The sequence below is a fragment of the Roseibium sediminicola genome (assembly GCF_023156505.1).
Taxonomy (GTDB): domain Bacteria; phylum Pseudomonadota; class Alphaproteobacteria; order Rhizobiales; family Stappiaceae; genus Roseibium; species Roseibium sediminicola.
In genome coordinates this window covers 174,448-197,879 of record NZ_JALNMJ010000003.1, presented here as the reverse complement: position 1 = coordinate 197,879, position 23,432 = coordinate 174,448, and the positions used below count along the sequence as shown (strand labels likewise).

Sequence of the window (23,432 nt, the reverse complement as noted above, 5' to 3'; positions counted from 1 at the left end):
CCAAGCGAAGCGCGCGCCGGGACCGGGGAGCCAATGCCGGTCTTGATATGAGCAACATCTCGAGGCCCGGGCTCACCGGTCCCGGATCTTCGCTTCGCTGCGTCCGGGATGACGCTGGCGAGGGACACCTCAACTCAAACGCATCACCGGAAAGACGACGGCGGGGTGCACTTCCCGTTCCCAAACAAAAAGCCCGGCACGCGGTGCCGGGCTGAGAAATGTCTGCCGGATATTTTAGCTGCCCTCACCCGATCTGGGCGGTCGCCTCGATCTCGATCAGCGCCTCGTCCTCGATCAGGTCGGCGACGACCACGACCGACATGGCCGGGAAATGGCGGCCCATGACGCGGCGATAGGCGGCGCCGACGTCTTTCTGTTTGGCGAGATATTCGCGCTTGTCCTTGATGAACCAGGTCAGGCGGGCGATGTCCGTGACTGACCCGCCGGCTTCTTCCACGATGGCCGCGATATTCTTCAGCGTCTGTTCCATCTGGCCGACAAAGTCATGGGCCTCGAATACCTGGTCGCCGTTCCAGCCGATCTGGCCGCCGATATGGAGTGTCTGGCCCTCGGTCAACATGCCGTTGGCATAGCCCTTGGCCGGCGCCCAGCCGTCCGGTTGAATGGTTTTGAGCGTCATGGGTCCAGTCTTTCCTTGAATTGCTGCAATTTCTCTTTGACCTCGTCCGGCCAGGGTGTCGGCTTGCCGGCAGCGTCTATGTTGACGAGGGTCTGTTCCGTCTCGAAGCGGGTTTCCTCGCCGCAGGCACAATCGATGGTCAGACCCAGGCTGGTGCGCCCGGTATGGGTCACGGCGAGCGACAGCACCAAATGATCCCCGAGCCGGCTCGGCTTGACAAAGCGGGTCCGGATCTCCGCCGTCGGCACCGCACCGTCCTTGTGGATCTCCACGAAAGACCATTCCGCGACCGCCGAGAAAAAGGTCTCGATGCAATCGTTGATCATCTCGAAATAGCGCGGATAGAAGACGATCCCGGCGGGGTCGCAATGCTTGAAACTGACAGGCTGGTGATAGCGGAACATTCCTGTCAGACCCCGATATAGCTGGTGGTGACGTCTTCGGAGAGCGCGTCGATTGAGCCGGTCCAGACGGACTTGCCGCGTTCCAGGATCGTTGCCCGGTCGCAGACCTGCCTGAGTTCCTTGATCGACTTGTCGATGACGAGAATGGCAAGGCCCGTTTCAGCCTTGAGCTGGCGGATGACGGCCCAGATCTCCTGGCGGATCACAGGCGCCAGGCCTTCGGTGGCCTCGTCCAGGATCAGAAGCTTCGGATTGGTCATCAGGGCCCGGCCGATGGCCAGCATCTGCTGTTCGCCGCCCGACAGGGACCCGGCTCGCTGGTTGCGCCGCTCGCCAAGCCGCGGGAACAACTCGATCACGCGCTCGAAGGTCCAGTCCCCGCGCCGTGCCGCGGCTATCAGGTTTTCCTGAACGCTCAGATCCGCGAAACAGCGGCGGCCTTCCGGCACCAGCCCCAGTCCCAGCCGCGCGGCCTTGTGGCTTGGCAGCCTGGACAAGTCCTGGCCGTCGAAACTCAGCGTGCCCTGAGCCGGCAGCATCCGGCAGATGGATTTCACCGTGGTCGACTTGCCCATGCCGTTGCGGCCGAGCAGTGCCAGAACCTCGCCCTCGTGGATTTCCAGATCGACCCCGAACAGCGCCTGGCTGGCGCCGTAGGAAGCGGTGACGTTGGACAGTGTCAGAAGCGCACTCATGCCTCGTCCCCCAGATAGGCTTCCTTGACGGCGGTATTGGCCCGGATTTCGTCGACCGTGCCGGTGGCGATCACCTCGCCATAGACCAGCACGCTGATCCGGTCGGCGAGCGAGAAAACAGCGTCCATGTCGTGTTCCACCAGCAGGATCGGCGCCTCCTGGCGCAGCTTGTCCAGGAACCCGGTGAGGATCTTGGAGCCTTCCGAACCCATGCCGGCCATCGGCTCGTCCATCACGAGAGCCTTGGGTTTGAGCGTCAGGGCAACCGCAACCTCGAGCTGCCGGCGCTGGCCATGGCTGAGTTCGGCGGTGCGCATGCGCGCCTGATCCTGGAGACCGACACGCTCCAGCGCCTCTTCCGCCGTTTCGCGCAGGGCCTTGTCCTTGAGCGCATTGCCGAAGAACCGCCAGGGCTTGCCGGCCGCTCCCAATGCGCCGAGCACGGCATTCTGGAGAACCGTGTCCTCCATGGCGAGCGCGGAGATCTGGAAGGTCCGGCCGAGCCCTGCCCGGGCGCGCGACCGTGTCGGCTCCTGGGTAACGTCCTGCCCGAGCAGATGCACCGAGCCTGCGTCGGGTTTGAGCGTGCCGCAGATCTGGCCGATCAGGGTCGACTTGCCGGCGCCGTTCGGACCGATGATCGCATGGATCTCGCCGGGTTTCAGGTCGATGGAAATGTCCCGGCTGGCGCGCAGCGCGCCGAAGCTCTTGGTGATGCCTTTCGTTTGCAGAACAGCGTCAGTCATGCACCTTCTCCCGTCCGCAAATCATGCCGATTAGGCCGCCTCGTCCGAACAGGACAATGACGAGCAGCAGCAGGCCAAGATAGATGTGCCAGAAGTCGGAGAGGCCTCCGAGCCAGTGTTCCAGCGCGACGAAGACCAGCGCGCCGACCACCGGGCCGAACAGGCGGCCGACCCCGCCGATGATGATGAAGATCATGATTTCGCCGCTCGTCTGCCAGGAGAACATGGTCGGGCTGACAAAGCGGTTGAGGTCGGCAAAGAGCGCACCCGCGAGACCGGTGATCGCCCCGGAGACCACAAAAGCGACCAGCTTGAGACGCACCGGATCGAGCCCGACGGTTTCCACCCGCACCGGCACCTGCCGGGCGGCGTTCAGCGCCAGACCGAAGGGCGACCCGCCAAGGCGCCAGGCAAAGGCGAGCACCAGGCAGAGCAGTGCCAGGCAGAGGCCGTAGAACTGGATCGGGTCCAGCGTGTTCAGCCCCGGAAAGCCGTTGCGGACATAGATGGAGAGCCCGTCCTCGCCGCCATATTCCGCCCAGGAAATGGCGAAGAAGAAGAACATCTGCCCAAAGGCCAGCGTGATCATGATGAAATAGACACCGGCGGTCCGCAGCGACAGGATGCCGATCACCAGCGCGGCCAGCGACGACAGCACCACTGCGACCAGCCAGATCACCGGCATCGATTTGGTGCCCTCGATCAGAAACGGCCATTCGGTGACGGCGGTATAAGTCTGGGCGTGGTGTGCGAGAATGCCCATGGCATAGCCGCCGAGACCGAAGAAGACCGCATGGCCGAGGCTGACCAACCCGCCGAGACCCAGCGCGATGTTGAGGCCGACGGCGGCGATGGCGAAGACCACGGCGCGGGTCATCAGGGTGATGGTGAAGGGTTCGTCGGCGCTCATTGCCCAGACAGGAATGGCGACGAGCAGCGCCAGCGTCGCGGCGTTGAGGTAGCTTTCCCGGATCATGCGCGCGCTCCGAACAGTCCGGCAGGACGCAGGATCAGCACCGCAGCCATGAGAATATAGATCGCCATGGAGGCGAGCGAGGAGCCGACCGAGGTTGCGGTCGATGGATCGAGAACCAGCTTCAGGAGCTCCGGCAGGAAGATGCCGCCGAGCGTGTCGGTGAGGCCGACCAGGATCGCCCCGACCAGCGCGCCCTTGATGGAGCCGATGCCGCCGATGACGATGACGACGAAGGCAAGGATCAGGACCGGTTCGCCCATGCCCACCTGAACCGACTGGATCGCACCGACCAGCGCACCGGCAAGGCCGGCCAGCGCGGCGCCGAGCGCAAAGACGATGGTGTAGAGCTTGGCGATGTCGATGCCGAGGGCGGCAATCATTTCGCGGTCGTTTTCACCGGCGCGGATCTGCACCCCAAGGCGGGTCCGGGAAATCAGCAGCCACAGGCCTAATGCCACGAGCAGACCGACCACGATCAGGGTCAACCGGTAAAGCGGATATTCGATACCGCCCGGCAGGGTCACCGGGCCGGAGAGAAACTCGGGCACGTTCAGGAAGAGCGGAAACGAGCCGAAGATCCAGCGCGTGCCTTCCGAAAAAATCAGGATCAGGGCGAAGGTCGCCAGCACCTGGTCGAGATGGTCCTTGTCGTAAAGACGCCGGATCACGACCAGTTCCACCAGCGCACCCGCTATCGCGGCACCCGCCAGCGCGGCCACAAGGCCGAGCAGGAACGATCCGGTGGCGGCGGCGACGGCCGCTGCGCAGAAGGCACCGACCATGTAGAGCGAGCCGTGGGCCAGGTTGATCAGCCCCATCACGCCGAAGATGAGCGTCAGTCCGGCAGCCATCAGGAACAGCATGATGCCGAATTGCAGGCCGTTCAGAACCTGCTCTATGAGCAATAACAAAGACATGAGATCCCCGCCCTTGGCGCCGGCCCGAAGAATCGGGCCGGCGCGAAGTGCTTACCTTACATGCTGCACTCGGACCAGTAGGCATCGGCGTGGCTGGTCAGCGCCTTGCCGATGATCTTGTTGGTGTAGACGTCGCCTTCCTTGATCACTTCGCGGACATAGATGTCCTGGATCGGATGGTGGTTCGGGCCGAACTTGAAGTTGCCGCGGGTGGAGGCGAAGTCGGCCTCTTCCAGCGCCGCGCGGAAGGCGTCGGCGTCTTTCACGTCGGCCTTGGCCATGGCGGAGAGCAGCAGGTTGGCGGTATCAAAACCCTGCGAAGCATAGAGGGACGGCAGGCGGCCGTATTCGGCCTGGAAGGCTTCGACGAAGGCCTTGTTGGCCGGCGCCTCGATGTCCTTGCTCCATTGGCTGGTGTTCTTTACGCCGAGCGCGGCATCGCCGACGGCCTGCAGGATGCCCTGATCAAACGAAAAGGCCGGACCGACGACGGGAAGGTCGATGCCGCTGTCCTTGTACTGTTTCAGGAACGAGATCCCCATGCCGCCCGGCAGGAAGAAGTAGACGCTGTCGGCACCCGACGCACGGATCTGTGCGAGTTCCGCCGCATAGTCGGTCTGGCCGAGCTTGGTGTAAAGCTCGCCCGCGACGTCGCCCTGATACATGCGCTTGTAGCCAGTGAGCGCGTCCTTGCCGGCCGGATAGTTCGGCGCCAGGATGAAGCTGTTCTTGAAACCTTCGAAATTGGCGTAGGCGCCGGCGGCTTCATGCAGGTTGTCGTTCTGCCAGGCGACGTTGAAATAGTTCGGGTGGCAGCCCTTGCCGGCGAGAGCCGACGGGCCCGCGTTCGGCGAGAGATAGAACTTGCCCTGGGCGGTCACCGCCGGGACCACGGCCATGGCCAGGTTCGACCAGATGATGCCGGTGAGCACATCGACCTTTTCGGACTGCACCATCTTGTCGGCCAGCTGGACGGCGATGTCCGGCTTGCGCTGGTCGTCCTCAATGACGACTTCCAGATCCGGATTACCGGCCTGCTTGACCGCCAGCATGAAGCCGTCGCGGACATCGATGCCGAGGCCGGCACCACCGCCGGACAGCGTGGTGATCATGCCGACCTTGACCGGCTCGGCCTGGGCGCTGGTTAGGCCGATTGCAAGAGCGGCGGCGGCTGCCATTGTCGTGAATTTCATCTGCTGTTCCTCTTGGTCTTTAAGACTGCTGTTCCCGTTTCTATTCAGGTGCCGCCGTGCTTCCTTGCTTGAGCACAATCGGCCAAGGGCTTGTTTTTGTTAAATAACCCGCGCCCCATGCGGGATGAGCCACTGCTCAGGCATCCGGCCTCAGCCGGAAACGCTGGATCTTGCCGGTTTCGGTCTTCGGCAGGGTGTCCTCGAAAATGATCGAGCGCGGATACTTGTAAGGCGCGATCGTCGCTTTCACGTGATCTTTCAGAGCCTTGACGAGCTCTTCCGAGATTTCGATTCCCTCGGCGACGACCACATGGGCCTGAACGATCGAGCCGCGACCCTCGTCCGGAACGCCGATGACGGCGCATTCCTGGACGGCCGCATGGGCGAGCAGCGCCGCCTCCACTTCCGGTCCGGCAATGTTGTAGCCGGCGGAGATGATCATGTCGTCGTTGCGGGCGGCAAAATGCAGGTGGCCGTCCTCGCTCATGGAAAAGCTGTCGCCGGTGATGTTCCAGCCGTCGACCACATAGTCCTGCTGGCGGTCATCCGCGAGATAGCGGCAACCGGTGGGGCCACGCACGGCCAGGCGACCGACCTCGCCCGGCGCAACGGATGCGCCGTCCGGGCCGATGATCTTGACCTCGTAGCCGCTGACCGGCTTGCCGGTACAGGCGGGCTTGTGATCCTCGAAGCGGTTGGAGATGAAGATATGCAGCATCTCGGTGGCGCCGATGCCATCCAGCATCGGTTTGCCGGTCTTTGCCATCCAGGCTTCATAGACCGGTGCCGGCAGGGTTTCTCCGGCCGAAACGGCCGCGCGCAGCGACGACAGGTCCGCGCCTTCGTCCATGGCCTGCAGCATGACCCGGTAGGCGGTCGGCGCGGTGAAGCAGACGGTCGCTTTGTATTTCTCGATGATCTCGACCATGTTCGGCGGTGTCGCGGCTTCCAAAAGCGTGGCGGCCGCGCCAAAGCGCAGCGGGAAGATCGCAAGGCCGCCGAGACCGAACGTGAAGGCGAGCGGCGGCGAACCGACAAAGACGTCGTCCGGGGTCACACCGAGCACTTCCTTCGCATAACCGTCGGCGATGATCAGCAGATCGCGATGGAAATGCATCGTCGCCTTGGGCGTGCCGGTGGAACCTGAGGTGAAGCCCAGCAGCGCAACATCGTCGCGGCCGGTCGGCACAGCGTCATAAAGAACGGATTTTTCCAGTGCCAGACGGTCCAGTTCGGCGTCGTGGTTGGAGGTGCCGTCAAAACCGATGACTTTTTTGAGAAAAGACGACGTCTTGGCGCAGGCGACCATCTCGTCCATCAAACGGGTGTCGCAGAGCGCAAACTCAATCTCCGCCTTGTCGACGATCTTGCCAAGTTCCCCTGCCCGCAGCATCGGCATGGTGTTGACGACCACCGCACCGGCCTTGGTGGCCGCCAGCCAGCAGGCGACCATGGCCGGGTTGTTGGCGGAACGGATCAGCACCCGGTTACCCGGCTTGACGCCGAGATCCTCGGTCAGCGCATGGGCCAGCCGGTTGGTCCAGTCGGCAAGTTCCTTGTAGGTGCGCCGGCGGCCGTTGCCGATCAGGGCTGTGTGATCACCGAAGCCCTGCTCGACCATCCTGTCGGTCAGCTCGATACCCGCGTTGAGGCGCTCCGGATACTGGAAATTCTCAAGCAGGAAATCGGGCCACTGGTCTTCCGGCGGAAGATTGTCCCGGGTGAAGGTGTCGACATGTGCGGAGGGACCAAGCATGGATCAGTCTCCCTGAAAGGCGCCAAGGGCCTGGCGCGCGATGATGATTTTCTGAACGTCCGACGCGCCTTCGTAAATGCGCAACGCCCGGATCTCACGATAGAGCTTTTCGACGGTGGTGCCGGAGCGGACACCGTCACCACCATGCAGCTGGACCGCCTTGTCGATGATCTGCTGCGCCTGGTCGGTGGCGAAAAGCTTCGCCATGGCCGCTTCGCGGGTCACGCGCGGAGCACCTGAATCCTTGGTCCAGGCGGCCCGGTAGACGAGCAAAGCGGCGGCATCGACATCGAGCGCCATGTCGGCGATATGCCCCTGCACCAGCTGCAGGTCGAACAGCGGCGCGCCCTGGATTTCCCGCGTGATGACCCGCGACAGCGCCTCGTCGAGCGCCCGCCTCGCAAAGCCGAGGGCGGCGGCGGCAACGGTGGAGCGGAAAATGTCGAGGACCGACATGGCAATCCGGAAGCCAGACCCCGGCGTACCGATGAGGTTTTCCTTCGGCACCCGGCAGCCGGTGAAGCGCAGGGTGGCGAGCGGATGGGGCGCGATGGTCTCCAGCCGTTCGGCGATTTCGAAACCGGGCAGATCCGGTGTCACGATGAAAGCGCTGAGGCCCTTGGCGCCCGGCGCCTCGCCGGTGCGGGCAAAAAGCGTATAGACATCGGCAATGCCGCCGTTGGAAATCCAGGTCTTTTCGCCGTCGAGCACGTAGGCATCGCCGTCGTCGGTGGCGGTCATGGTCGAATTGGCGACATCGGATCCCGATTGCGGCTCGGTCAGGGCAAAGGCGGAGATGGCCTTGCCGGAGCGTGTCTTCGGCAGCCACTCGGCTTTCTGGTCGTCGGTGCCGAACAGCGAGATCGCGCCGGTGCCAAGCCCCTGCATGGCAAAGGCGAAATCGGCGAGACCGTCATGGCGGGCCAGAGTTTCGCGGATCAGGCAGAGGCTGCGCACGTCCAGGCGGCCGTCCGGAGCACCGGAATGCTGCAGGAACCCGGCTTCGCCAAGCGCCGTGACCAGATGCCGGCAGGCGGCATCCGTGTCGGTATGATCGACATCGGCCAGGTGGGCATCGGCCCAGTTTTCCTGCTCCTCGGAGAGAACCCGGTGCTTGCCTTCAAAAAATGGCCACTGAAGAAAAGTCTTGTCCGACATCAGTCGCCCTCGAAGACCGGTTTTTCTTTCTTGACGAAGGCCTCATAGGCCCGGCGGAAATCGTTGCCCTGCATGCAGATCGCCTGCGCCTGGGCTTCTGCCTCGATGGCCTGGTCCAGGGTCATCGACCATTCCTGGGCGAGCATGGTCTTGGTCATGGAATTGGCGAAGGTCGGGCCGGCGACAATGCGCTCAGCCATCTCAACCGCTGCGCCTGCCAGCGCGTCCGCCTCGACAACCGCATTGAAAAAGCCCCAGGCATGGCCTTCCTCGGCCTTCATGGAACGGCCGAGATACAAAAGCTCCGCCGCCCGTCCCTGGCCGATGATGCGCGGCAGGATCGCGCAGGCGCCCATGTCGCAGCCGGCAAGACCGACGCGGTTGAACAGGAACGCGACCTTGGCCTCCGGTGTCGCGATGCGCAGATCCGAGGCCATTGCCATGATCGCGCCGGCCCCGGCGCAAATGCCGTCAACGGCGGAAATGATCGGTTTGCCGCAATGGAGCATGGCTTTCACCAGGTCTCCGGTCATCCGGGTGAAGGCGAGCAGTTCCTTCATGTTCATTTTCGTCAGCGGGCCGATAATGTCGTGCACGTCGCCGCCGGAGGAGAAATTGCCGCCATTCGGCAGGATCACCACGGCGTGGACATCGTCGGAGTAGTGCAGGTCGCGGAACCAGTCGCGCAGCTCGGCATAGCTCTCGAAGGTCAGCGGGTTCTTGCGCTCAGGCCGGTCCAGCGAAATGCGCGCAATGCCGCCTGAAATCTCGCAGTTGAAATGCGTCACACCCTCACGCATGGCTCGCGTCCTCTTCGTTCTGGCGGTTCAGGACCAACTCAAGACGGCTCGACAGCGCGTCAATATCCTCGGGCGACCAGCCGTCCAGCAGGCCGTTGATCCAGTTTTCGTGATGTAAGGCCAGCTCCTCGAAGGCCGTCCTGCCCTTGCCCGTCAGCCGGGCCAGCTGGGCCCGGCGATCGCCCGGAACGGCGACACGTTCTGCCAGACCTTCCTCGGTCAGCTTGTCGACAATGCCGGTGACATTGCCGTTGGAAACCTTCAGGAAGGTGGACAGGTCCGACATCTTCAGGCCTTCTGGAAACCGCGCCAGCGCCGACATGACGTCGAAGCGCGGCAGCGTGGTGTTGTGGCCGTCCCTGAGATTGCGCCGGATCTCGGCCTCGATGCCGTTGACCGATTTCAGAAGCTTCAGCCACAGCCGCAAACGGGCCTTGGACAACTGATCCTGTGAAAGTTCCGGCATCAGAGCTCCCCTCCCGCCAGCGTCAGCGCGTGGCCATTGACCGACTTTGCCCCGTCCGAGAAAAGATAGAGCACTGCTTCAGCAACTTCCTCCACCTGGATGAAGCGGCCCTGCGGATTGTCGGCCTTGAGACTGTCGGCGGCCGCTTCCGCGCTCATGCCGGTCTTCTCGACAATGTTCTGGATCGAGCGTTCCAGCATCGGCGTCTCGATGAAGCCTGGGCAGATCGCGTTGACCGTGATGCCGGTTTTCGCGAGTTCCCGCGCCAGAGAGCGGGTCAGGCCGACGACGGCATGTTTGGCCGCGCAATAGCCGCTGACATAAGGATAACCGCGCAGGCCCGCCGTCGAGGCAATCGCGATCATCCGGCCCCAGCCGCTTGCCTTCATGTCCGGCAGGGCTGCCTGCCAGACATTGGCGGTGCCGTGCAGATTGACGTTGATCATCGCCTGCAGGTCATCCGCCGTCGTCCGGGCAAAAGGTTTGCTGAGCGCGCCGCCCGCATTGGCAATCACACCGTCGACCGGGCCGTGTTGCGAGCGTGCGCTCTCAAAGGCCGCGTTGACGGCCTCGGCGTCGGTAACGTCACAGACCTGGAAGGCCAGTTTCTGCTCCGCCAGCGAGCTTTCAGTCCGGCCGAAGATCGTGACCTTGGCCCCCTTGTCGGCCAAAAGGTGAGCGCAGGCGGCGCCGACGCCGCTGCCGCCGCCCGTGACAATGATATGGCGGCCGGCGACACTCATACTTTCAGCATCTCCGCTTCGCGATCGGCCAGACGCCACATCTGGTCCCGGCCCGCCAGATAGGGGAGCGGCCAGTCGGTTGCGTTGCGATCGCCGATCTTGGCCGCTTCATGCAGCGTCCAGTAGGGATCGGCGAGATGCGGCCGGCCGACAGCGACAAGATCCGCTCGGCCTGCCATCAGGATGGAGTTGGCATGGTCGGCCTCGTAGATGTTGCCGACCGCCATGGTCGGCAGGCCACCCTCGTTGCGGATCCGGTCGGAGAACGGCGTCTGGAACATGCGGCCATAGACGGGCTTTGCCTTCGGCGTGGTCTGGCCCGCGGAGACGTCGACCAGATCGACACCGGCGTCGCGGAATGCCCTGGCGATCTCGACCGCATCGTCCGGCGTGATGCCTTCATCGCCGACCCAGTCATTGGCGGAGATACGCACGGACATCGGCTTGTCGTCCGGCCAGACGGCGCGCATCGCCTTGAAAACGTCCAGCGGCCAGCGCAGACGGTTTTCCAGGGAGCCGCCATATTCATCGACACGGATATTGGAGACCGGCGAAATGAAGGAGGACAGCAGGTAGCCATGGGCGGCATGCAGCTCAATCATGTCGAAACCGGCGCGGCCGGCCATCTCGGCGGCGGATACGAACTGGCCCTTGATCTCGTCCATCTCGGCGCGGGTGATCTCGCGCGGCATGGCGTTGCTGTCGGACCAGGGAATTGCGGAGGCGGAGACCAGCTCCCAGTTGCCGCTTTCCAGCGGCTGATCCATGCCTTCCCAGCCGATCCGGGTGGAGCCCTTGCGGCCGGAATGGCCGATCTGGCAGCAGATCTTGGCGTCGGTCTCGGCATGAACAAAGTCCGTCAGCCGTTTCCAGGCGGCTTCGTGCTCCGGCGCATAGAGGCCCGGGCAGCCCGGCGTGATCCGGCCTTCGGCGCTGACACAGGTCATTTCCACATAGACAAGGCCCGCCCCGCCCTTGGCACGTTCGCCGTAATGGATCAGGTGCCAGTCGGCCGGCGCGCCGTCGACGGCCTTGTACTGGGCCATCGGCGAGACAACGATGCGGTTCTTCAGCTCCATGCCGCGCAAACGGAACGGCGTGAACATCGGCGAGCGAACAGGCGCATTGGGCGAGACACCGGCCTGATCCATGAACCAGCGCTCGGCCGATTCCAGCCACTGCGGGTCGCGCAGGCGCAGGTTTTCATGGCTGATCCGCTGGGAGCGGGTCAGCATGGAATAGTTGAACTGGACCGGATCGAGATAGAGGTAACGCTTGACGTGCTCGAACCATTCCAGCGAGTTGCGCGCCGCCGACTGCAGGCGCAGCACTTCCAGGCGCCGGTCTTCCTGGTAGCGCCTGAAGGCGGCTTCCATGTCCGGCTCGGTGTGCAGGTATTCGGCGAGCGCAATGGCCGACTCGAAAGCCAGCTTGGTGCCCGAGCCGATGGAAAAATGCGCGGTCGCGGAAGCATCGCCCAGGAGGACCACATTCTCGTGGCTCCACTTCTCGCACAGAACCCTCGGGAAACGGATCCAGGCCGAGCCGCGAATGTGCTTGGCGTTGGTCATCAGCGGATGGCCACCAAGATGATCCTTGAAGATCTCCTCGCAGGTCCGGATGCTGTCTTCCTGGCTCATCTCGCCAAAGCCGAAGGCGTCGAAGGTCTCCTGGTCGCACTCGACGATGAAGGTCGCCGTGTCGTCATCGAACTGGTAGGCATGAGCCCAGACCCAGCCGTGCTCGGTTTCCTCGAAGATGAAGGTGAAGGCGTCGGCGAATTTCTGGTGCGTGCCGAGCCAGACGAACTGGCAAAGACGCTGGTCGATGTCCGGCTTGAACGTGTCCTGATAGAGCGTGCGGGTCTTGGAATTCAGCCCGTCGCTGGCGACCACCAGGTCATAATCCTTGCGGTAATCCTCTGCGCTCTCGACTTCCGTTTCAAATTTCAGGTTGATGCCGAGTTCGCGGGCGCGGTCCTGCAGGAGCAGCAGCAGTTTCATGCGGCCGATGCCGCAGAAACCGTGGCCGGTGGACACCAGGCGCTCACCGCGCAGATGCAGGGCGATGTCGTCCCAATAGGCGAAATTCTCGCCGATGGCCTTGGCGCTGACGGCATCGTTTTGAGCGAGGTTCTGCAAGGTCTCGTCGGAGAGCACCACGCCCCAGCCGAACGTGTCGTCGGGCTTGTTGCGCTCGATCACGTCGATCTCGTGCGAAGGATCGCGCAACTTCATCGAGATGGCGAAATAGAGACCGGCGGGTCCTCCACCCAGACAAGCAATCCGCATACGATCCTCCCTTGCTGCGAGGATCTCAGCGAACCACAGGCAGAGAGATATTTCAAGCCTAAAGTTTTAAGTTTGAAATAAATGGGCAGCGATGCTGACCGTTTACGGAAAACCGGTCGGCATTCCTACAGCGGAGCGGCTGCGGGTAGCCGTCCTTGATAAGCGCCTGATACATAGATTTGGCCAAAGTTCCAGATTGAGTAAGGGCGCTATTTTGCTTACTGTGACGTATTGCGCCAACCGGCATAAATCGCATGCAATTGAGACTTCCGGGCTTGGTGTTTCGGCACACGCCCACTCCACTTCAAGGCATCTGCCATAAAGCGTATCAAGATATGAAAACAAATTTACAAGACGAACTTGATCGAACGAAGCGATATGTGCGGAAGCACTTCTCCAATGCCCTAATGTCGGATGCGAAATGGTGGAAACTAATTTGTTCCTTGGAAGCAGAAGTTATTGGTATTGAACAGATCGTCGTGAAATTTATCGACTCTGCCGATACACACACTATCAGAATGCCAAGAATTGCGGATCTTTCCCCGCCAAAGCCCTTCATAGACACTCTCGAATTCGGACCGATAGAAACGTGTGCTATCGAGTGGATCGAAATTCCCGAGATGACAAGGCCCTATATCGATGGTGTGCCTGCATCAACGGCAAAGCAGGATATCAAGGCAGCCCGTGCAACTATCGCAAGTTTGGGAAAATACCCCGTCGAGGATTCACGAAACGGATTGGTGATACGCGGTTACCTAAGATGACAACTGACTGAGTTGCCTTTTTGTTGCAATCATTAATCCCATGTCTCAAACGTCCGAACGGTGCCGAAGTCGACATTTTCAATATGCAACACCAGTGCCTTCTCAGACACGAACTTCACTTGGATCTGATATTACACGACAGATGAAGCGGTCTCACAAACCGATGCTACCGTGCTCTTACGGTTTCACGCCTCGCCGTCGATTCTCTCACCACCACCTCCCCAGCTATCGCTTCGTCCGATGCCTGGTCGCCAGCAAAGATTCGCTCCACGGCAGATGTAGCCAGCCGCTCAATCGGCTGGCGCAAGGTGGTCAGGCGTGGGACGACGAGCGAAGCAAGCGTGATGTCGTCGAAGCCGGTGACGGAGAGATCTTGCGGCACTGCGAGTTTCAGATCGCGGGCGCAGCGGAGGACACCGATGGCCTGCTGGTCGCTGGCGGCGGCAATGGCGGTGGGGCAGGTGCCGGCGGGGGCGTCCTTCAGGATCGCGCGGCCGATCTCCTCGCCGCTGTCATAGTCGAACTGGCCTTCATGGATCGTCAGGCTGATCGGGTCGTCCGGGGTCGAGAGTGCTTCGATGCGGGCGACAAAGCCGTCGCGGCGCTGGCGGGCGACTTCCATCGATTGCGGGCCGGCAATATAGGCGATCCGACGGTGGCCGAGGCCGACCAGGTGATCGGCGATTTTTTGCGAGCCGTTGAAATGGTCGGTGGCGACCAGCGGATAGGTGCCGAAGCGGCGGTCGAGCGAGACGATCGGCACGTCGGCCTTGTGGGCCTCGCCGCCGTCTGAGGTCGCCACAACGATGACGCCGCAAACCGAGCGGTCGAGCAGCACGGAGATCTGTGTCTTCTCGGCCTGCGGGTCGTCATGGGAATTGGCCAGCATGACTGAGTGACCGCGCTTGGCGGCCTCCATCTCGATGTTCTTGGCAAGCTGAGAGAAGAACGGGTTGGTGATGTCCGGCACCACCAGGCCGATCACCTCGATGGAATTGGTCCTGAGGGCCCGCGCCGCAAGATTGGGCTTGTAGTCCAGCTCCTGCATCGCCGCCAGAACCCGCTTTTTCAGGGGCTCCTTGACGGTTTCATTCTTGGACAGAACGCGCGAGACAGTCCCGACAGACACACCGGCCTTGCGCGCGACGTCTTTGATTGTTGGCATCTGCAGGCGGTCTCCGGATCGTCTTTCTCTCCTTGAAGCATTCCTCGGAGCGGCAATCAAGTTGCTGATTTCATTCAGGCGGAAAGAGATTTGAGCGGTGCCTCCAATTCCTCCAGTGTCGGCAATGAGGAAGCCGCTCCCTTGCGCGTGGTCGCAAGCGCCGCAGCGCGCATGGCAAAGGCGATGGCCTCCTTCGGGCTTTCGCCCAGGCTGAGGCGGGTTGCCAGCGCGCCGTTGAAACAATCGCCGGCCGCCACCGTGTCGATGGCCTTGACCTTCGGCGCGGGCAGAGACCCGACATCATCACCGAGCTCCCAGGCAACGCCCTTTTCGCCAAGCGTGACGATGGCGCCAATCCGGCAGAAGTCGCGCAGGACCTTCGCGGCTTCCCGTCCCTCATCCAGCATCTTGGGCTCCCAGCCCAGAAGACCGCCCGCCTCATGGGCGTTGGGCGTGATGATGTCGAAATTCTGGAGCACGTCGCGCGGCCAGGCCGGGACGGGAGCAGGCGCCGGATCCATGATCACCAGGGCCCCTGCAGCGTGCGCCAGCCGGGCGGCTTCCAGGGATGTCTCCAGGCCGATCTCGTTCTGCAGCAGCACCACGTCGCAGGCGGCCAGAACATCCGCCTGCGCGCGAATGTCCGCCGGTGTCAGCTTGTGATTGGCACCACCGGCGAGCCGGATCATGTTGCCGCCCTCCGGGCCGACGTCGATGAAGGCAAGGCCGGTTGCCGTCTCCGCCAGTTCCGCCAACAGCGCGCCGACCCCTTCCCGCCTCAGTTCGCCGGCCGCCTGCTGCGCAAAACCGTCGGTGCCGACCGCGCCGATGAAGGTTGCCCTGGCGCCGAGCCGTGCGGCGGCGACCGCCTGGTTGGCGCCCTTGCCGCCCAGGGACGACACGGTCTCGCGCACCGCGATGGTCTCGCCGACATTGGGCCAGCGGTCGAGATAGCTGGTCAGGTCGATATTGATGCTGCCGACGACAGTTACGGATTTCAAAACGCGACCCCGCTGACAAGAATGATGTTGGCGTAAGGCGTCGTCTCGCCCGTGCGGATGATGGCCTCGGCAGACGCGCTGCGCTGTTTGAAGGCCTCATGAGGCAGCTTTGAAGTGTCGACCGGCTTGCCAGTCTGGTCGCGCCAGAAATCCACTTCGGCCTGCATCACGCCGGCAAGCGTTTCCGAGGCCTCCTCGGCCCAGATTGCCTGTTCGATGACCAGTTCGGAACGCAGGGCGTCAAGCACATCGTGGAACCGGGGCACTCCTGGGGAAACGGCAAGGTCGATCACCTGCACACCGTCCGGCACCGGCAGGCCGGCATCTGCCACGACGATTTCGTCGAGATGCCCGAGCGAGGCGACCAGCGCGCTCAGGTGGCGGTTGAGAAGCTGCGTCCGTTTCATGTCGATGCGTACTTTGCGCGGTAATAGTCGAGAATGACGGCAACGATGATGACGACACCGGTGATCATCTGGCGCATGAAATCGCTGAGGCCGATCAGGATCAGGCCGTTGGCAAGCACGCCGATGATGAAGGCGCCGAGCAATGTGCCGATCACAGAGCCGCGGCCGCCGCTGAGGCTGGTGCCGCCGATGATGACGGCGGCGATCGCGTTCAGCTCAAAGCCGATGCCGGCAATCGGGCTGGAGATGTTGAGGCGGGCCATATAGACGATGGCGGCGATGCCCGCGGTCAGGCCGCAGATGGTGAAGGCGGCGATCTTGTAGCGGGAGACGGAATGGCCCGCGAGGCGTACGGCTTCCTCGTTGTTTCCGATGCCGTAGATCAACCGGCCGAAGACGGTGAAATTCAGCACGAACCAGGCGATGAACACCAGCACCAGCGCCACCAGGAACACCACCGGCACGCCATAGATCATGGCCGAGCCGAATTCCTCGAAGGCGAAGGGGAAAGAATAGATCGTCTGGGCCTCGGAGACCTGCAGCGCCGCGCCGCGGGCAATGTTGAGCATGCCGAGCGTGATGATGAAGGAGGGCAGCGCCCAATAGGCACTGATGGCCCCGTTCAGAAACCCGCAGAGCACCCCGGTCAGGGTGGCGGCGACAATGGCGAGCGCGATGGCTTCCGCCGGGCCGAAGCCGGGCAGCGTGATCGCCTTGCCAGCAACGACAGCGGCAAAGGCCATGACCGAGCCGACCGAGAGATCGATGCCGCCGATCAGGATCACGAAGGTCATGCCGACGGCCAGGATCAGGTTGATGGTGATCTGGGTCAGGATGTTGGTGATGTTGTTCGGCGTCAGGAAATGCTCGGTGAAGACCGAGAAGAACAGGATCAGCGCCAGCAGGGCCAGGCCGATGCCGGCATTGTGCAGCACCGTGCGCACGGAGAATTTGGAAACCGGCGGCGCGGCCTCCTGCAGAGTGTCGGTTGTCATTGTGTGTCTCCCGCGGCTTCGGGCGTCTGCCCATAGGCCAGTTTCAGGATGTTTTCTTCGGAGAAGTCGGCCCGGCCGAGCTCCCCCTGAATGCGGTGTTCGGCGAGAACGAGAATGCGGTCGGCCAGCGTCATCAGCTCCGGCATTTCGGAGGAGACGACCAGAAGGGCGACGCCCTCGCGCGCGAGATCCTTCAAGATGGCGTAGATCTCCGCCTTGGCGCCGACATCAACGCCCCGGGTCGGCTCGTCCAGCAGCAGGACCTGCGGCCCCCGGGCCAGCCACTTGGCCAGCACCACCTTCTGCTGGTTGCCGCCGGAGAGGCTGGAGACCGCGTCAGAGGTCTTGCCGTATTTGAGTTTCAGCTTCGCCCCGCCCTCACGGGCGCGTTTCGTTTCGCTGGCGAGCTGGAGCAGGCCGGATTTCGAGACGGACTTGAGGCTTGCCAGGGACATGTTGGCGGCAATCGGCATGTCGAGGATCAGACCCTCGTCCTTGCGATCCTCGGTGACAAAACCGATGCCGGCGGCAATCGCGTCCTTCGGCCCGTTGAAGCGGACCTCCTTGCCATTCCGATGGATCGTGCCGGCGCGAACCGGGTCGATGCCGAAAATGCCGCGCAGGATTTCCGTGCGGCCGGCGCCGACCAGCCCTGCAATGCCGACGATCTCGCCGGCTTTGAGATCCAGCGAGACGCCGGTCTCACCCGGATTGGCCTGGGTGAGAAGATTTTCCACCCGAAGAGCCGTTTCGCCGGTCGCATGCGTTTCCTGGTCTTCCAACCCTTCGGCCAGTTTCCGGCCGACCATGCGCTGGACCACGCCTTCCGGCGTCATCTCCGAAATCAGGTCGGTGGCGATGGTCTTGCCGTTTCGGAACACGGTGACCCGGTCGCAGATGGCAAAGACCTCGTCGAGGTGATGGGAGACAAAGACGACCGTGACACCGTCGGCCTTGATGCCGCCGACAATGTCGAACAGACGTTTGGTCTCGCGCTCGGTCAGGGTCGCGGTCGGCTCGTCCAGGATCAGGATCCGGCTTTTCGACTGCAGCGCCCTTGCGATCTCGACCAGCTGGCGATGGGCGATGCCGAGCGAGGACACCGGCTGGGTGACATTGATATCTGTCAGGCCGATGGCGTCGAGCGCCTGGCGGGCCCGTCGGTTCATTTCCTTGCGGTCGAGCAGGCCGAACCGGCCGGTCGGCATGTCCTCGATGGAAATGTTCTCGGCAATGGTCAGGTGATCGAGCAGGTTGAATTCCTGGTGCACCACCTGGATGCCGTGGCCCTTGGCGTTGTGCGGGCTCGACGGCCGGTAGGCATCGCCTGCAAGCGAAATCTCGCCGGAATCATAGGGAAAGACACCCGAGAGGATCTTGATCAGGGTCGATTTGCCGGCGCCGTTCTCGCCGACCAGCGCATGGACCTCACCCTCTTCCAGGGAAAAACTCACACCGTCCAGCGCCTTGACGCCGCCGAAATACTTCTTGAGGCCGAGGACGGAGAGAAAAGGCGTCTCCGGCGCAGCTGCGGGCGCTGCGGCGAGCCGTGCTGCCATGATGCGTCCAGTCATGTTTTGAAAAAGAAGGAACCGCTCCCGTCCCCAATCATGGGTTCATTGGCTGACCGGACGGGAGCGCTCTTGGAGACTGCTTAGTTCGCAGTGACCAATTCGATCGGTGTCTTGACCCAGCCTTCCAGCTGTTCGCCGCTGGAAACGACTTCAAGGGCGAGATCGATGGCATTGGCGGCCATGTCGGTGCCAAACTGGTCGACGGTGGCCAGCATGCGGCCGTCCTCGATCATCGGGCCGACGGCCGGGATGTTGTCGAAGCCGACAACCTCGATGTCGGTGCGGCCGGCACTTTCCAGAGCCTTGACGACGCCGATGGCCATGGAGTCATTGGCCGCCATCACGCCCTGGATGTCCGGATGGGCGGTCAGCATGGTGGCGAAGACCTGGTTGGCTTCCTCGGTTTCCCAATGGGCCGTGCGGCTGTCGAGCAGGTTCAGCTTGTATTCGGCAACGCTGTCCTCGAAGCCGAGACGGCGCTGGGTGGCGTTGTCGGCACCCGGGTTGCCCTCGATGATGACGACCTTGCCGCCCTCACCCAGCTTCTTGCCGAGCGCATCGCCGGCAAGCTTGGCGCCGCCGCGGTTGTCAGGGCCGACAAAGGCCAGTTCCACGCCCTGCTGCTTCTTGGCGTCTTCATCCAGAGACACGTCGAAGTTCACCACGACGATGCCGGCTTCCATCGCCTTTTTCAGCGGACGGACCATGGCGCGGCTGTCGGCCGGCGCCACCACGATGGCATCGACACCTTGCGTGATGAAATTCTCGACCGCGTTGATCTGCGATTCAAAGTCGGTCTCGTTCTGCATGCCGACCGCTTTCAGCTCGTAGTCGCCACGCTTTTCCTGGTGGGCTTCCGCACCGACCATCATGTTCTGGAAGAACTCGTTGGCCAGCGATTTCATGATCAGGCCGACGACGGGCTTGTCATCGGCCAGAGCGGTTCCACCAAGCAAAGCGAGACCGGTCGCCGCGGCGGCGGCGATTTTGAACAACTTCATGATTTTCCTCCCAAAAAGGCTGCACCCTCGCCGTGTTTCATCGACGGCGATCAGGCTGCCAAATTGAAAGCACGGTCCGTTTTCGGCGTCAATATGAAACGTTTCATTTTTTTGAATGCATTCATTTCATGGGTAAAAATCGCGAGCGATTTCAGGACGTTTCGCCTGAAATTATTTTGGAAAAAATGTGTTTGGGTGGGACCAGGAACAGTATACGGCCGGTCGAATCCCGTCTTCACCGTCATTCCGGACAAGCGCAGCGCATGCTGCGTGCCGATCCGGAACCCAGCAGGTCAGCGCGCGCGACAGCGCGCACCAATTCTTTCAATCGATGAAACTGAGCGGCTGCGCCGCAAATATGTCTGGGTTCCGGATCAGCGATCGGCTGCGCCTCACTTGTCCGGAATGACGGTGGAGAAGATTGCGATTGCTCAACGAAAAACCAGACTTCAGCGCGCTCTTTTCTTCCAGACCTCGCTCTTCCAACGGGTGTCACCCCGGACAAGCGCAGCGCAGATCCGAGGCCTACTCGCAGTTCAGCTTGCATCAAGCCCCCGTTGGTTCATGCCAGCGCTTCTGAACACACCACTGCTCTGGAAACGAGTGGGCCCCGGGTCTCGCGTTGCTCGCCCGGGGTGACACCGGTGGGGTTTGCAAGGTCACCGGAATTGGGTTGCGCCCTACTCGCGCTCCCCATCCTCCCGGTCCCGCTCGTAAAGCGTCATCTCCGGAATGGCCGGCAACCAGGCCTCGCGCCTTATCGTCCAGAGTTCATAACTCGGCCGGAACTGGTCCGGCGCGTCGAACGCGCCCAGATGCAGCTCCATCTCGTCGCCGGTTTGGGAAAAGACCGAGGAGCCGCAGCGGGGGCAAAAGAACCGGCGTTCATAGGACCCCGTTTCGCCTTCGACCGAGACGGTCTCCTCGGGAAAGATCGCCGAGGCATGAAACAGCGCGCCGTGATGTTTGCGGCAATCCATGCAGTGGCAGAGGCCGACGCGCAGCGGCTGTCCCTTGGCGGAAAATTGGACCGCCCCGCATAGGCAGCCGCCGGTATGGGTTGCCACGGCCTTTTCCTCAGATGCAGCGACCACCATCGACCTCCATTGCGACCCCGGTGATCATGCCTGCTTCGTCGGAACAGAGAAAACAGGCGGCGTTGCCCATGTCTTCCGGGGTCGAGAAACGGCCGATCGGGATGGTGGAGAGGAATTTGGCGCGCATTTCCGGCGTGTCCTCGCCCATGAAGCTTTTCAGGAGCGGGGTTTCGCCTGCAACCGGGCAGATGGCGTTGACGCGCACGCCGGACGGCGCCAGTTCAACAGCCATGGTCTTGGTCGCCGTGATCATCCAGCCCTTGGAGGCATTGTACCAGTTGAGCTTCGGGCGCGGGCTCAGGCCGGCCGTCGAGGCGACGTTCAGGATCGCGCCCTTGCCGGCCTTGGTCATGGCAGGCACGAAATGCTTTGCGGTCAGGTAGACCGACTTGCAATTGACGGCCATGACCCGGTCGAACTCGTCCTCGGTGACGTCCTGCATCGGTTTCGGCAGATGGGTGATGCCGGCATTGTTGACCAGGATGTCGACGGAGCCGAGCAGCGACGATGCCACATCTGCCAGATGGCTGACGCTGTCATTGCTGGAAACATCGGCCTTGATGGCCAGGCCATTCACTTCCGAAGCGATCTCCTCGGCCAGATCCAGGTTCAAGTCGGCCACCATCACCTTGGCGCCCTCGGCCGCGAACTTGCGCACGATGCCGGCGCCAAAGCCGGAAGCCCCTCCGGTGACGATTGCACGTTTTCCGTCCAGTCTCATGTCTGTCTCCCTGTTTCATTTGTTCCTGCTCTCAATCGTCATCCCGGCCAAGCGCAGCGCGAGCCGGGACCAGAGAGCCGCCGTGCTCTGATTGTTACTTCAACGTCAATTCTCACTATTCGTCATTGCCGGGCTTGACCCGGCAATCCATGCCGTGACCACGCAACACGCCGAGGCCGTGCAGCGGGAAACGAAACGGCATGGATGCCATGGTCGAGCCATGGCATGACGAAGGAGAAGTTGAGTTCCAAAAAACCGTCGCCATCCATTCACTGCCCAGTTCCCGCAACTTGTCATCCCGGCCGCAGCGCAGCGGAGAGCCGGGACCCAGGACTCCGTGTCGCCTGCTCCAAAACACAAAGGATCTCATGAGGTTCCTGGGTCCCCGCCTGCGCGGGATGACAAGTGTGGGTGTGGCTGTCGTGCAAGTTCCGTCCTTCGACACAGCGCTTGGCCCTCACCCGTGAAACGCCGCCACGGTCTTCAGCGTGGTGAAGCCGTAGAGCGCCTCGAAGCCTTTTTCGCGGCCGTGGCCGGACTTGCCCATGCCGCCGAAGGGCAGTTCGACACCACCGCCGGCGCCATAGTTGTTGATGAAGACCTGACCGGTGCGGATTTTCCTGGCGAGCCGCATCTGGCGGGCGCCGTCGCGGGTCCACAGGCTTGCGACAAGGCCGTAGTCGGTGCCGTTGGCAATCGCGACCGCCTCGTCCTCGTCGTCAAAGGGAATGATCACCTGGACCGGTCCGAAGATTTCATCGCGGGCCAGCACATGATCGGGCGCCACACCGGCGAAGAGCGTCGGGCGGACGTAGTTGCCGCCCTCCGGCGCCTCGTGCAGAACGCCTTCCGCAACCTTGTCCAGGTCCGCGCCACGGTCCAGAAAGCTGGAGACGATGCCTTGCTGTTTCGCCGAGATCAGCGGGCCGACATCGAGATCTGAGAGTGCCGGTCCCACCCGCAGGGCGCCATAGCGCTTCGCCATCAGCTCCGTGACTTCGTCGAGCCTCGAGCGCTGCACCAGGATGCGCGAGGAGGCCGAGCAGGTCTGGCCGGCGTTCTGGATGCCCGCATTGACCAGGAACGGCAGCGCCGCCTCCAGATCGGCATCCTCGAACACCAGCTGGGGCGACTTGCCGCCAAGTTCCAGCGTCACCGGCACCACGTTTTTCGCCGCCGCCGTCTGCACGTGCACCCCGGTCGCGACCGAGCCGGTGAAGCTGATGTGGTGGACGCGCGGGTGGGCGGTGAGCGCGGCCCCGGCTTCCGAGCCAAGGCCCGGCACCACATTCAGCGCGCCGTCCGGCAGCCCTGCCTGACGGGCAAGGTCCGCAAAGGCAAGCGCGGTCAGACAGGCGTCTTCGGCGGGTTTCAGGACGCAGGCATTGCCGGTCGCGAGCGCCGCGCCGACCGAACGGCCGATGATCTGCATCGGATAGTTCCAGGGTACGATATGGCCGGTGACCCCGTGCGGCTCGCGCAGGGTATAGACCGTGTAGCCGTCGAGATAGGGAATGGTCTGCCCGTGCAGCTTGTCGGCGGCGCCACCATAGAATTCCAGGTAACGTGCCAGCGCGACGGCATCGGCGCGCGCCTGTTTCAGCGGTTTGCCGACGTCGATCGCTTCGATCCGGGCGAGTTGCTCAACCTTGTCCAGAACCAGCTCGCGCAGGCGGAACAGGAAGCGGCCGCGCTCGGCGGCGGCGGTCTTGCCCCACTCCCCTGCCATCGCGGCTTCGGCAGCGGCAACGGCTGCGTCGATATCCGCTGTTCGTCCGCGTGCAATCGAACCGATACGCGCGCCGGTTGAGGGATCGTTCAGGGGCAGCCCCTCGCCGCCCGCCGGGTCCACCCATTGGCCGGCAATCAGGCATTTCGCGGGATCGAACCAGAGATCGAGCTTCTGGGTCATGGCTCCTCCT

At 62.7% G+C, this 23,432-nt stretch carries 25 protein-coding genes; 2 read left to right on the top strand and 23 right to left on the bottom strand.

The features are described from left to right. Positions 1 to 244: 244 nt before the first annotated feature. The 13 genes from M0H32_RS06415 to M0H32_RS06355 form a co-directional block, all read right to left on the bottom strand. The gene (locus M0H32_RS06415) at positions 245 to 640 is read right to left on the bottom strand and encodes a RidA family protein (protein WP_248152308.1); all 396 of its coding nucleotides are present in this window, start codon (positions 638 to 640) and stop codon (positions 245 to 247) included. After that, complete coding sequence (locus M0H32_RS06410) at positions 637 to 1,044, bottom strand: acyl-CoA thioesterase (protein WP_248152305.1); 408 nt, start codon at positions 1,042 to 1,044, stop codon at positions 637 to 639. The genes M0H32_RS06415 and M0H32_RS06410 overlap by 4 nt, the downstream gene beginning before the upstream one ends. A gap of 5 nt (positions 1,045 to 1,049) precedes the next feature. Continuing rightward, a complete protein-coding gene (locus M0H32_RS06405) occupies positions 1,050 to 1,739 on the bottom strand; it encodes an ABC transporter ATP-binding protein (RefSeq protein ID WP_248152303.1) in 690 nt (229 codons plus the stop codon). Further along, positions 1,736 to 2,485: an ABC transporter ATP-binding protein gene (locus tag M0H32_RS06400; protein ID WP_248152301.1), complete on the bottom strand. Its 750-nt coding sequence runs from the start codon at positions 2,483 to 2,485 to the stop codon at positions 1,736 to 1,738. Before M0H32_RS06400 ends, M0H32_RS06405 begins: the two co-directional genes overlap by 4 nt. Then, positions 2,478 to 3,461 (bottom strand): branched-chain amino acid ABC transporter permease, encoded by a 984-nt coding sequence (locus M0H32_RS06395; protein WP_248152299.1) that lies wholly within the window; start codon positions 3,459 to 3,461, stop codon positions 2,478 to 2,480. The genes M0H32_RS06400 and M0H32_RS06395 overlap by 8 nt, the downstream gene beginning before the upstream one ends. Then, on the bottom strand, positions 3,458 to 4,378 hold the full coding sequence (locus M0H32_RS06390; protein WP_248152298.1) for a branched-chain amino acid ABC transporter permease: 921 nt from the start codon (positions 4,376 to 4,378) through the stop codon (positions 3,458 to 3,460). Before M0H32_RS06390 ends, M0H32_RS06395 begins: the two co-directional genes overlap by 4 nt. A gap of 56 nt (positions 4,379 to 4,434) precedes the next feature. Further along, positions 4,435 to 5,571, bottom strand: a complete 1,137-nt coding sequence (locus tag M0H32_RS06385; RefSeq protein WP_248152297.1) for an ABC transporter substrate-binding protein — start codon at positions 5,569 to 5,571, stop codon at positions 4,435 to 4,437. 136 nt (positions 5,572 to 5,707) lie between these two features. Then, entirely contained in the window at positions 5,708 to 7,327 is a 1,620-nt protein-coding gene (locus tag M0H32_RS06380; RefSeq protein ID WP_248152296.1) for an AMP-binding protein, read from the bottom strand. Positions 7,328 to 7,330: 3 nt separating this feature from the next. After that, positions 7,331 to 8,485 (bottom strand): acyl-CoA dehydrogenase family protein, encoded by a 1,155-nt coding sequence (locus M0H32_RS06375; protein WP_248152295.1) that lies wholly within the window; start codon positions 8,483 to 8,485, stop codon positions 7,331 to 7,333. Next, positions 8,485 to 9,285, bottom strand: coding sequence for an enoyl-CoA hydratase family protein (locus M0H32_RS06370; RefSeq protein ID WP_248152294.1), 801 nt, complete (start codon positions 9,283 to 9,285; stop codon positions 8,485 to 8,487). The genes M0H32_RS06375 and M0H32_RS06370 overlap by 1 nt, the downstream gene beginning before the upstream one ends. Further along, positions 9,278 to 9,751, bottom strand: coding sequence for a MarR family winged helix-turn-helix transcriptional regulator (locus tag M0H32_RS06365; RefSeq protein ID WP_248152293.1), 474 nt, complete (start codon positions 9,749 to 9,751; stop codon positions 9,278 to 9,280). The genes M0H32_RS06370 and M0H32_RS06365 overlap by 8 nt, the downstream gene beginning before the upstream one ends. Beyond that, complete coding sequence (locus M0H32_RS06360; RefSeq protein ID WP_248152291.1) at positions 9,751 to 10,494, bottom strand: SDR family NAD(P)-dependent oxidoreductase; 744 nt, start codon at positions 10,492 to 10,494, stop codon at positions 9,751 to 9,753. Before M0H32_RS06360 ends, M0H32_RS06365 begins: the two co-directional genes overlap by 1 nt. Next, a complete protein-coding gene (locus tag M0H32_RS06355; RefSeq protein ID WP_248152287.1) occupies positions 10,491 to 12,785 on the bottom strand; it encodes a bifunctional salicylyl-CoA 5-hydroxylase/oxidoreductase in 2,295 nt (764 codons plus the stop codon). The genes M0H32_RS06360 and M0H32_RS06355 overlap by 4 nt, the downstream gene beginning before the upstream one ends. 254 nt (positions 12,786 to 13,039) lie before the next feature. On the opposite strand from M0H32_RS06355, the gene M0H32_RS06350 reads away from it, so the two are divergent. Continuing rightward, on the top strand, positions 13,040 to 13,549 hold the full coding sequence (locus tag M0H32_RS06350; protein ID WP_248152285.1) for a hypothetical protein: 510 nt from the start codon (positions 13,040 to 13,042) through the stop codon (positions 13,547 to 13,549). Between the two features lie 166 nt (positions 13,550 to 13,715). Here M0H32_RS06350 and M0H32_RS06345 read toward each other — a convergent pair whose 3' ends face one another. The 6 genes from M0H32_RS06345 to M0H32_RS06320 form a co-directional block, all read right to left on the bottom strand. Then, positions 13,716 to 14,714 carry a LacI family DNA-binding transcriptional regulator gene (locus tag M0H32_RS06345; RefSeq protein ID WP_248152281.1) on the bottom strand — a complete coding sequence of 333 codons (999 nt, stop codon included), beginning with the start codon at positions 14,712 to 14,714 and terminating at the stop codon, positions 13,716 to 13,718. A 74-nt stretch (positions 14,715 to 14,788) separates the two neighbouring features. After that, positions 14,789 to 15,715 carry a ribokinase gene (rbsK, locus tag M0H32_RS06340; RefSeq protein WP_248152276.1) on the bottom strand — a complete coding sequence of 309 codons (927 nt, stop codon included), beginning with the start codon at positions 15,713 to 15,715 and terminating at the stop codon, positions 14,789 to 14,791. Beyond that, a complete protein-coding gene (gene rbsD, locus M0H32_RS06335) occupies positions 15,712 to 16,122 on the bottom strand; it encodes a D-ribose pyranase (protein ID WP_248152275.1) in 411 nt (136 codons plus the stop codon). Before rbsD ends, rbsK begins: the two co-directional genes overlap by 4 nt. Then, positions 16,119 to 17,117 carry an ABC transporter permease gene (locus M0H32_RS06330; protein ID WP_248152274.1) on the bottom strand — a complete coding sequence of 333 codons (999 nt, stop codon included), beginning with the start codon at positions 17,115 to 17,117 and terminating at the stop codon, positions 16,119 to 16,121. Before M0H32_RS06330 ends, rbsD begins: the two co-directional genes overlap by 4 nt. Next, a complete protein-coding gene (locus M0H32_RS06325; RefSeq protein WP_248152272.1) occupies positions 17,114 to 18,676 on the bottom strand; it encodes a sugar ABC transporter ATP-binding protein in 1,563 nt (520 codons plus the stop codon). Before M0H32_RS06325 ends, M0H32_RS06330 begins: the two co-directional genes overlap by 4 nt. A gap of 95 nt (positions 18,677 to 18,771) precedes the next feature. Continuing rightward, positions 18,772 to 19,692, bottom strand: a complete 921-nt coding sequence (locus tag M0H32_RS06320) for a sugar ABC transporter substrate-binding protein (RefSeq protein WP_248152270.1) — start codon at positions 19,690 to 19,692, stop codon at positions 18,772 to 18,774. A gap of 93 nt (positions 19,693 to 19,785) precedes the next feature. Between M0H32_RS06320 and M0H32_RS06315 the strand changes: the two genes are divergently transcribed. Next, positions 19,786 to 20,331 carry a hypothetical protein gene (locus M0H32_RS06315; RefSeq protein ID WP_248152268.1) on the top strand — a complete coding sequence of 182 codons (546 nt, stop codon included), beginning with the start codon at positions 19,786 to 19,788 and terminating at the stop codon, positions 20,329 to 20,331. A gap of 41 nt (positions 20,332 to 20,372) precedes the next feature. On the opposite strand, the gene M0H32_RS06310 is transcribed toward M0H32_RS06315, so the two are convergent. The 4 genes from M0H32_RS06310 to M0H32_RS06295 form a co-directional block, all read right to left on the bottom strand. Next, positions 20,373 to 20,759, bottom strand: a complete 387-nt coding sequence (locus M0H32_RS06310; protein WP_248152265.1) for a GFA family protein — start codon at positions 20,757 to 20,759, stop codon at positions 20,373 to 20,375. A 10-nt stretch (positions 20,760 to 20,769) separates the two neighbouring features. Then, the gene (locus tag M0H32_RS06305) at positions 20,770 to 21,510 is read right to left on the bottom strand and encodes an SDR family oxidoreductase (protein WP_248152260.1); all 741 of its coding nucleotides are present in this window, start codon (positions 21,508 to 21,510) and stop codon (positions 20,770 to 20,772) included. Positions 21,511 to 21,625: 115 nt separating this feature from the next. After that, the gene (locus M0H32_RS06300) at positions 21,626 to 21,799 is read right to left on the bottom strand and encodes a hypothetical protein (protein WP_248152252.1); all 174 of its coding nucleotides are present in this window, start codon (positions 21,797 to 21,799) and stop codon (positions 21,626 to 21,628) included. A gap of 168 nt (positions 21,800 to 21,967) precedes the next feature. Further along, positions 21,968 to 23,422 (bottom strand): aldehyde dehydrogenase family protein, encoded by a 1,455-nt coding sequence (locus M0H32_RS06295; protein WP_248152251.1) that lies wholly within the window; start codon positions 23,420 to 23,422, stop codon positions 21,968 to 21,970. Between the last annotated feature and the right edge of the window lie 10 nt (positions 23,423 to 23,432).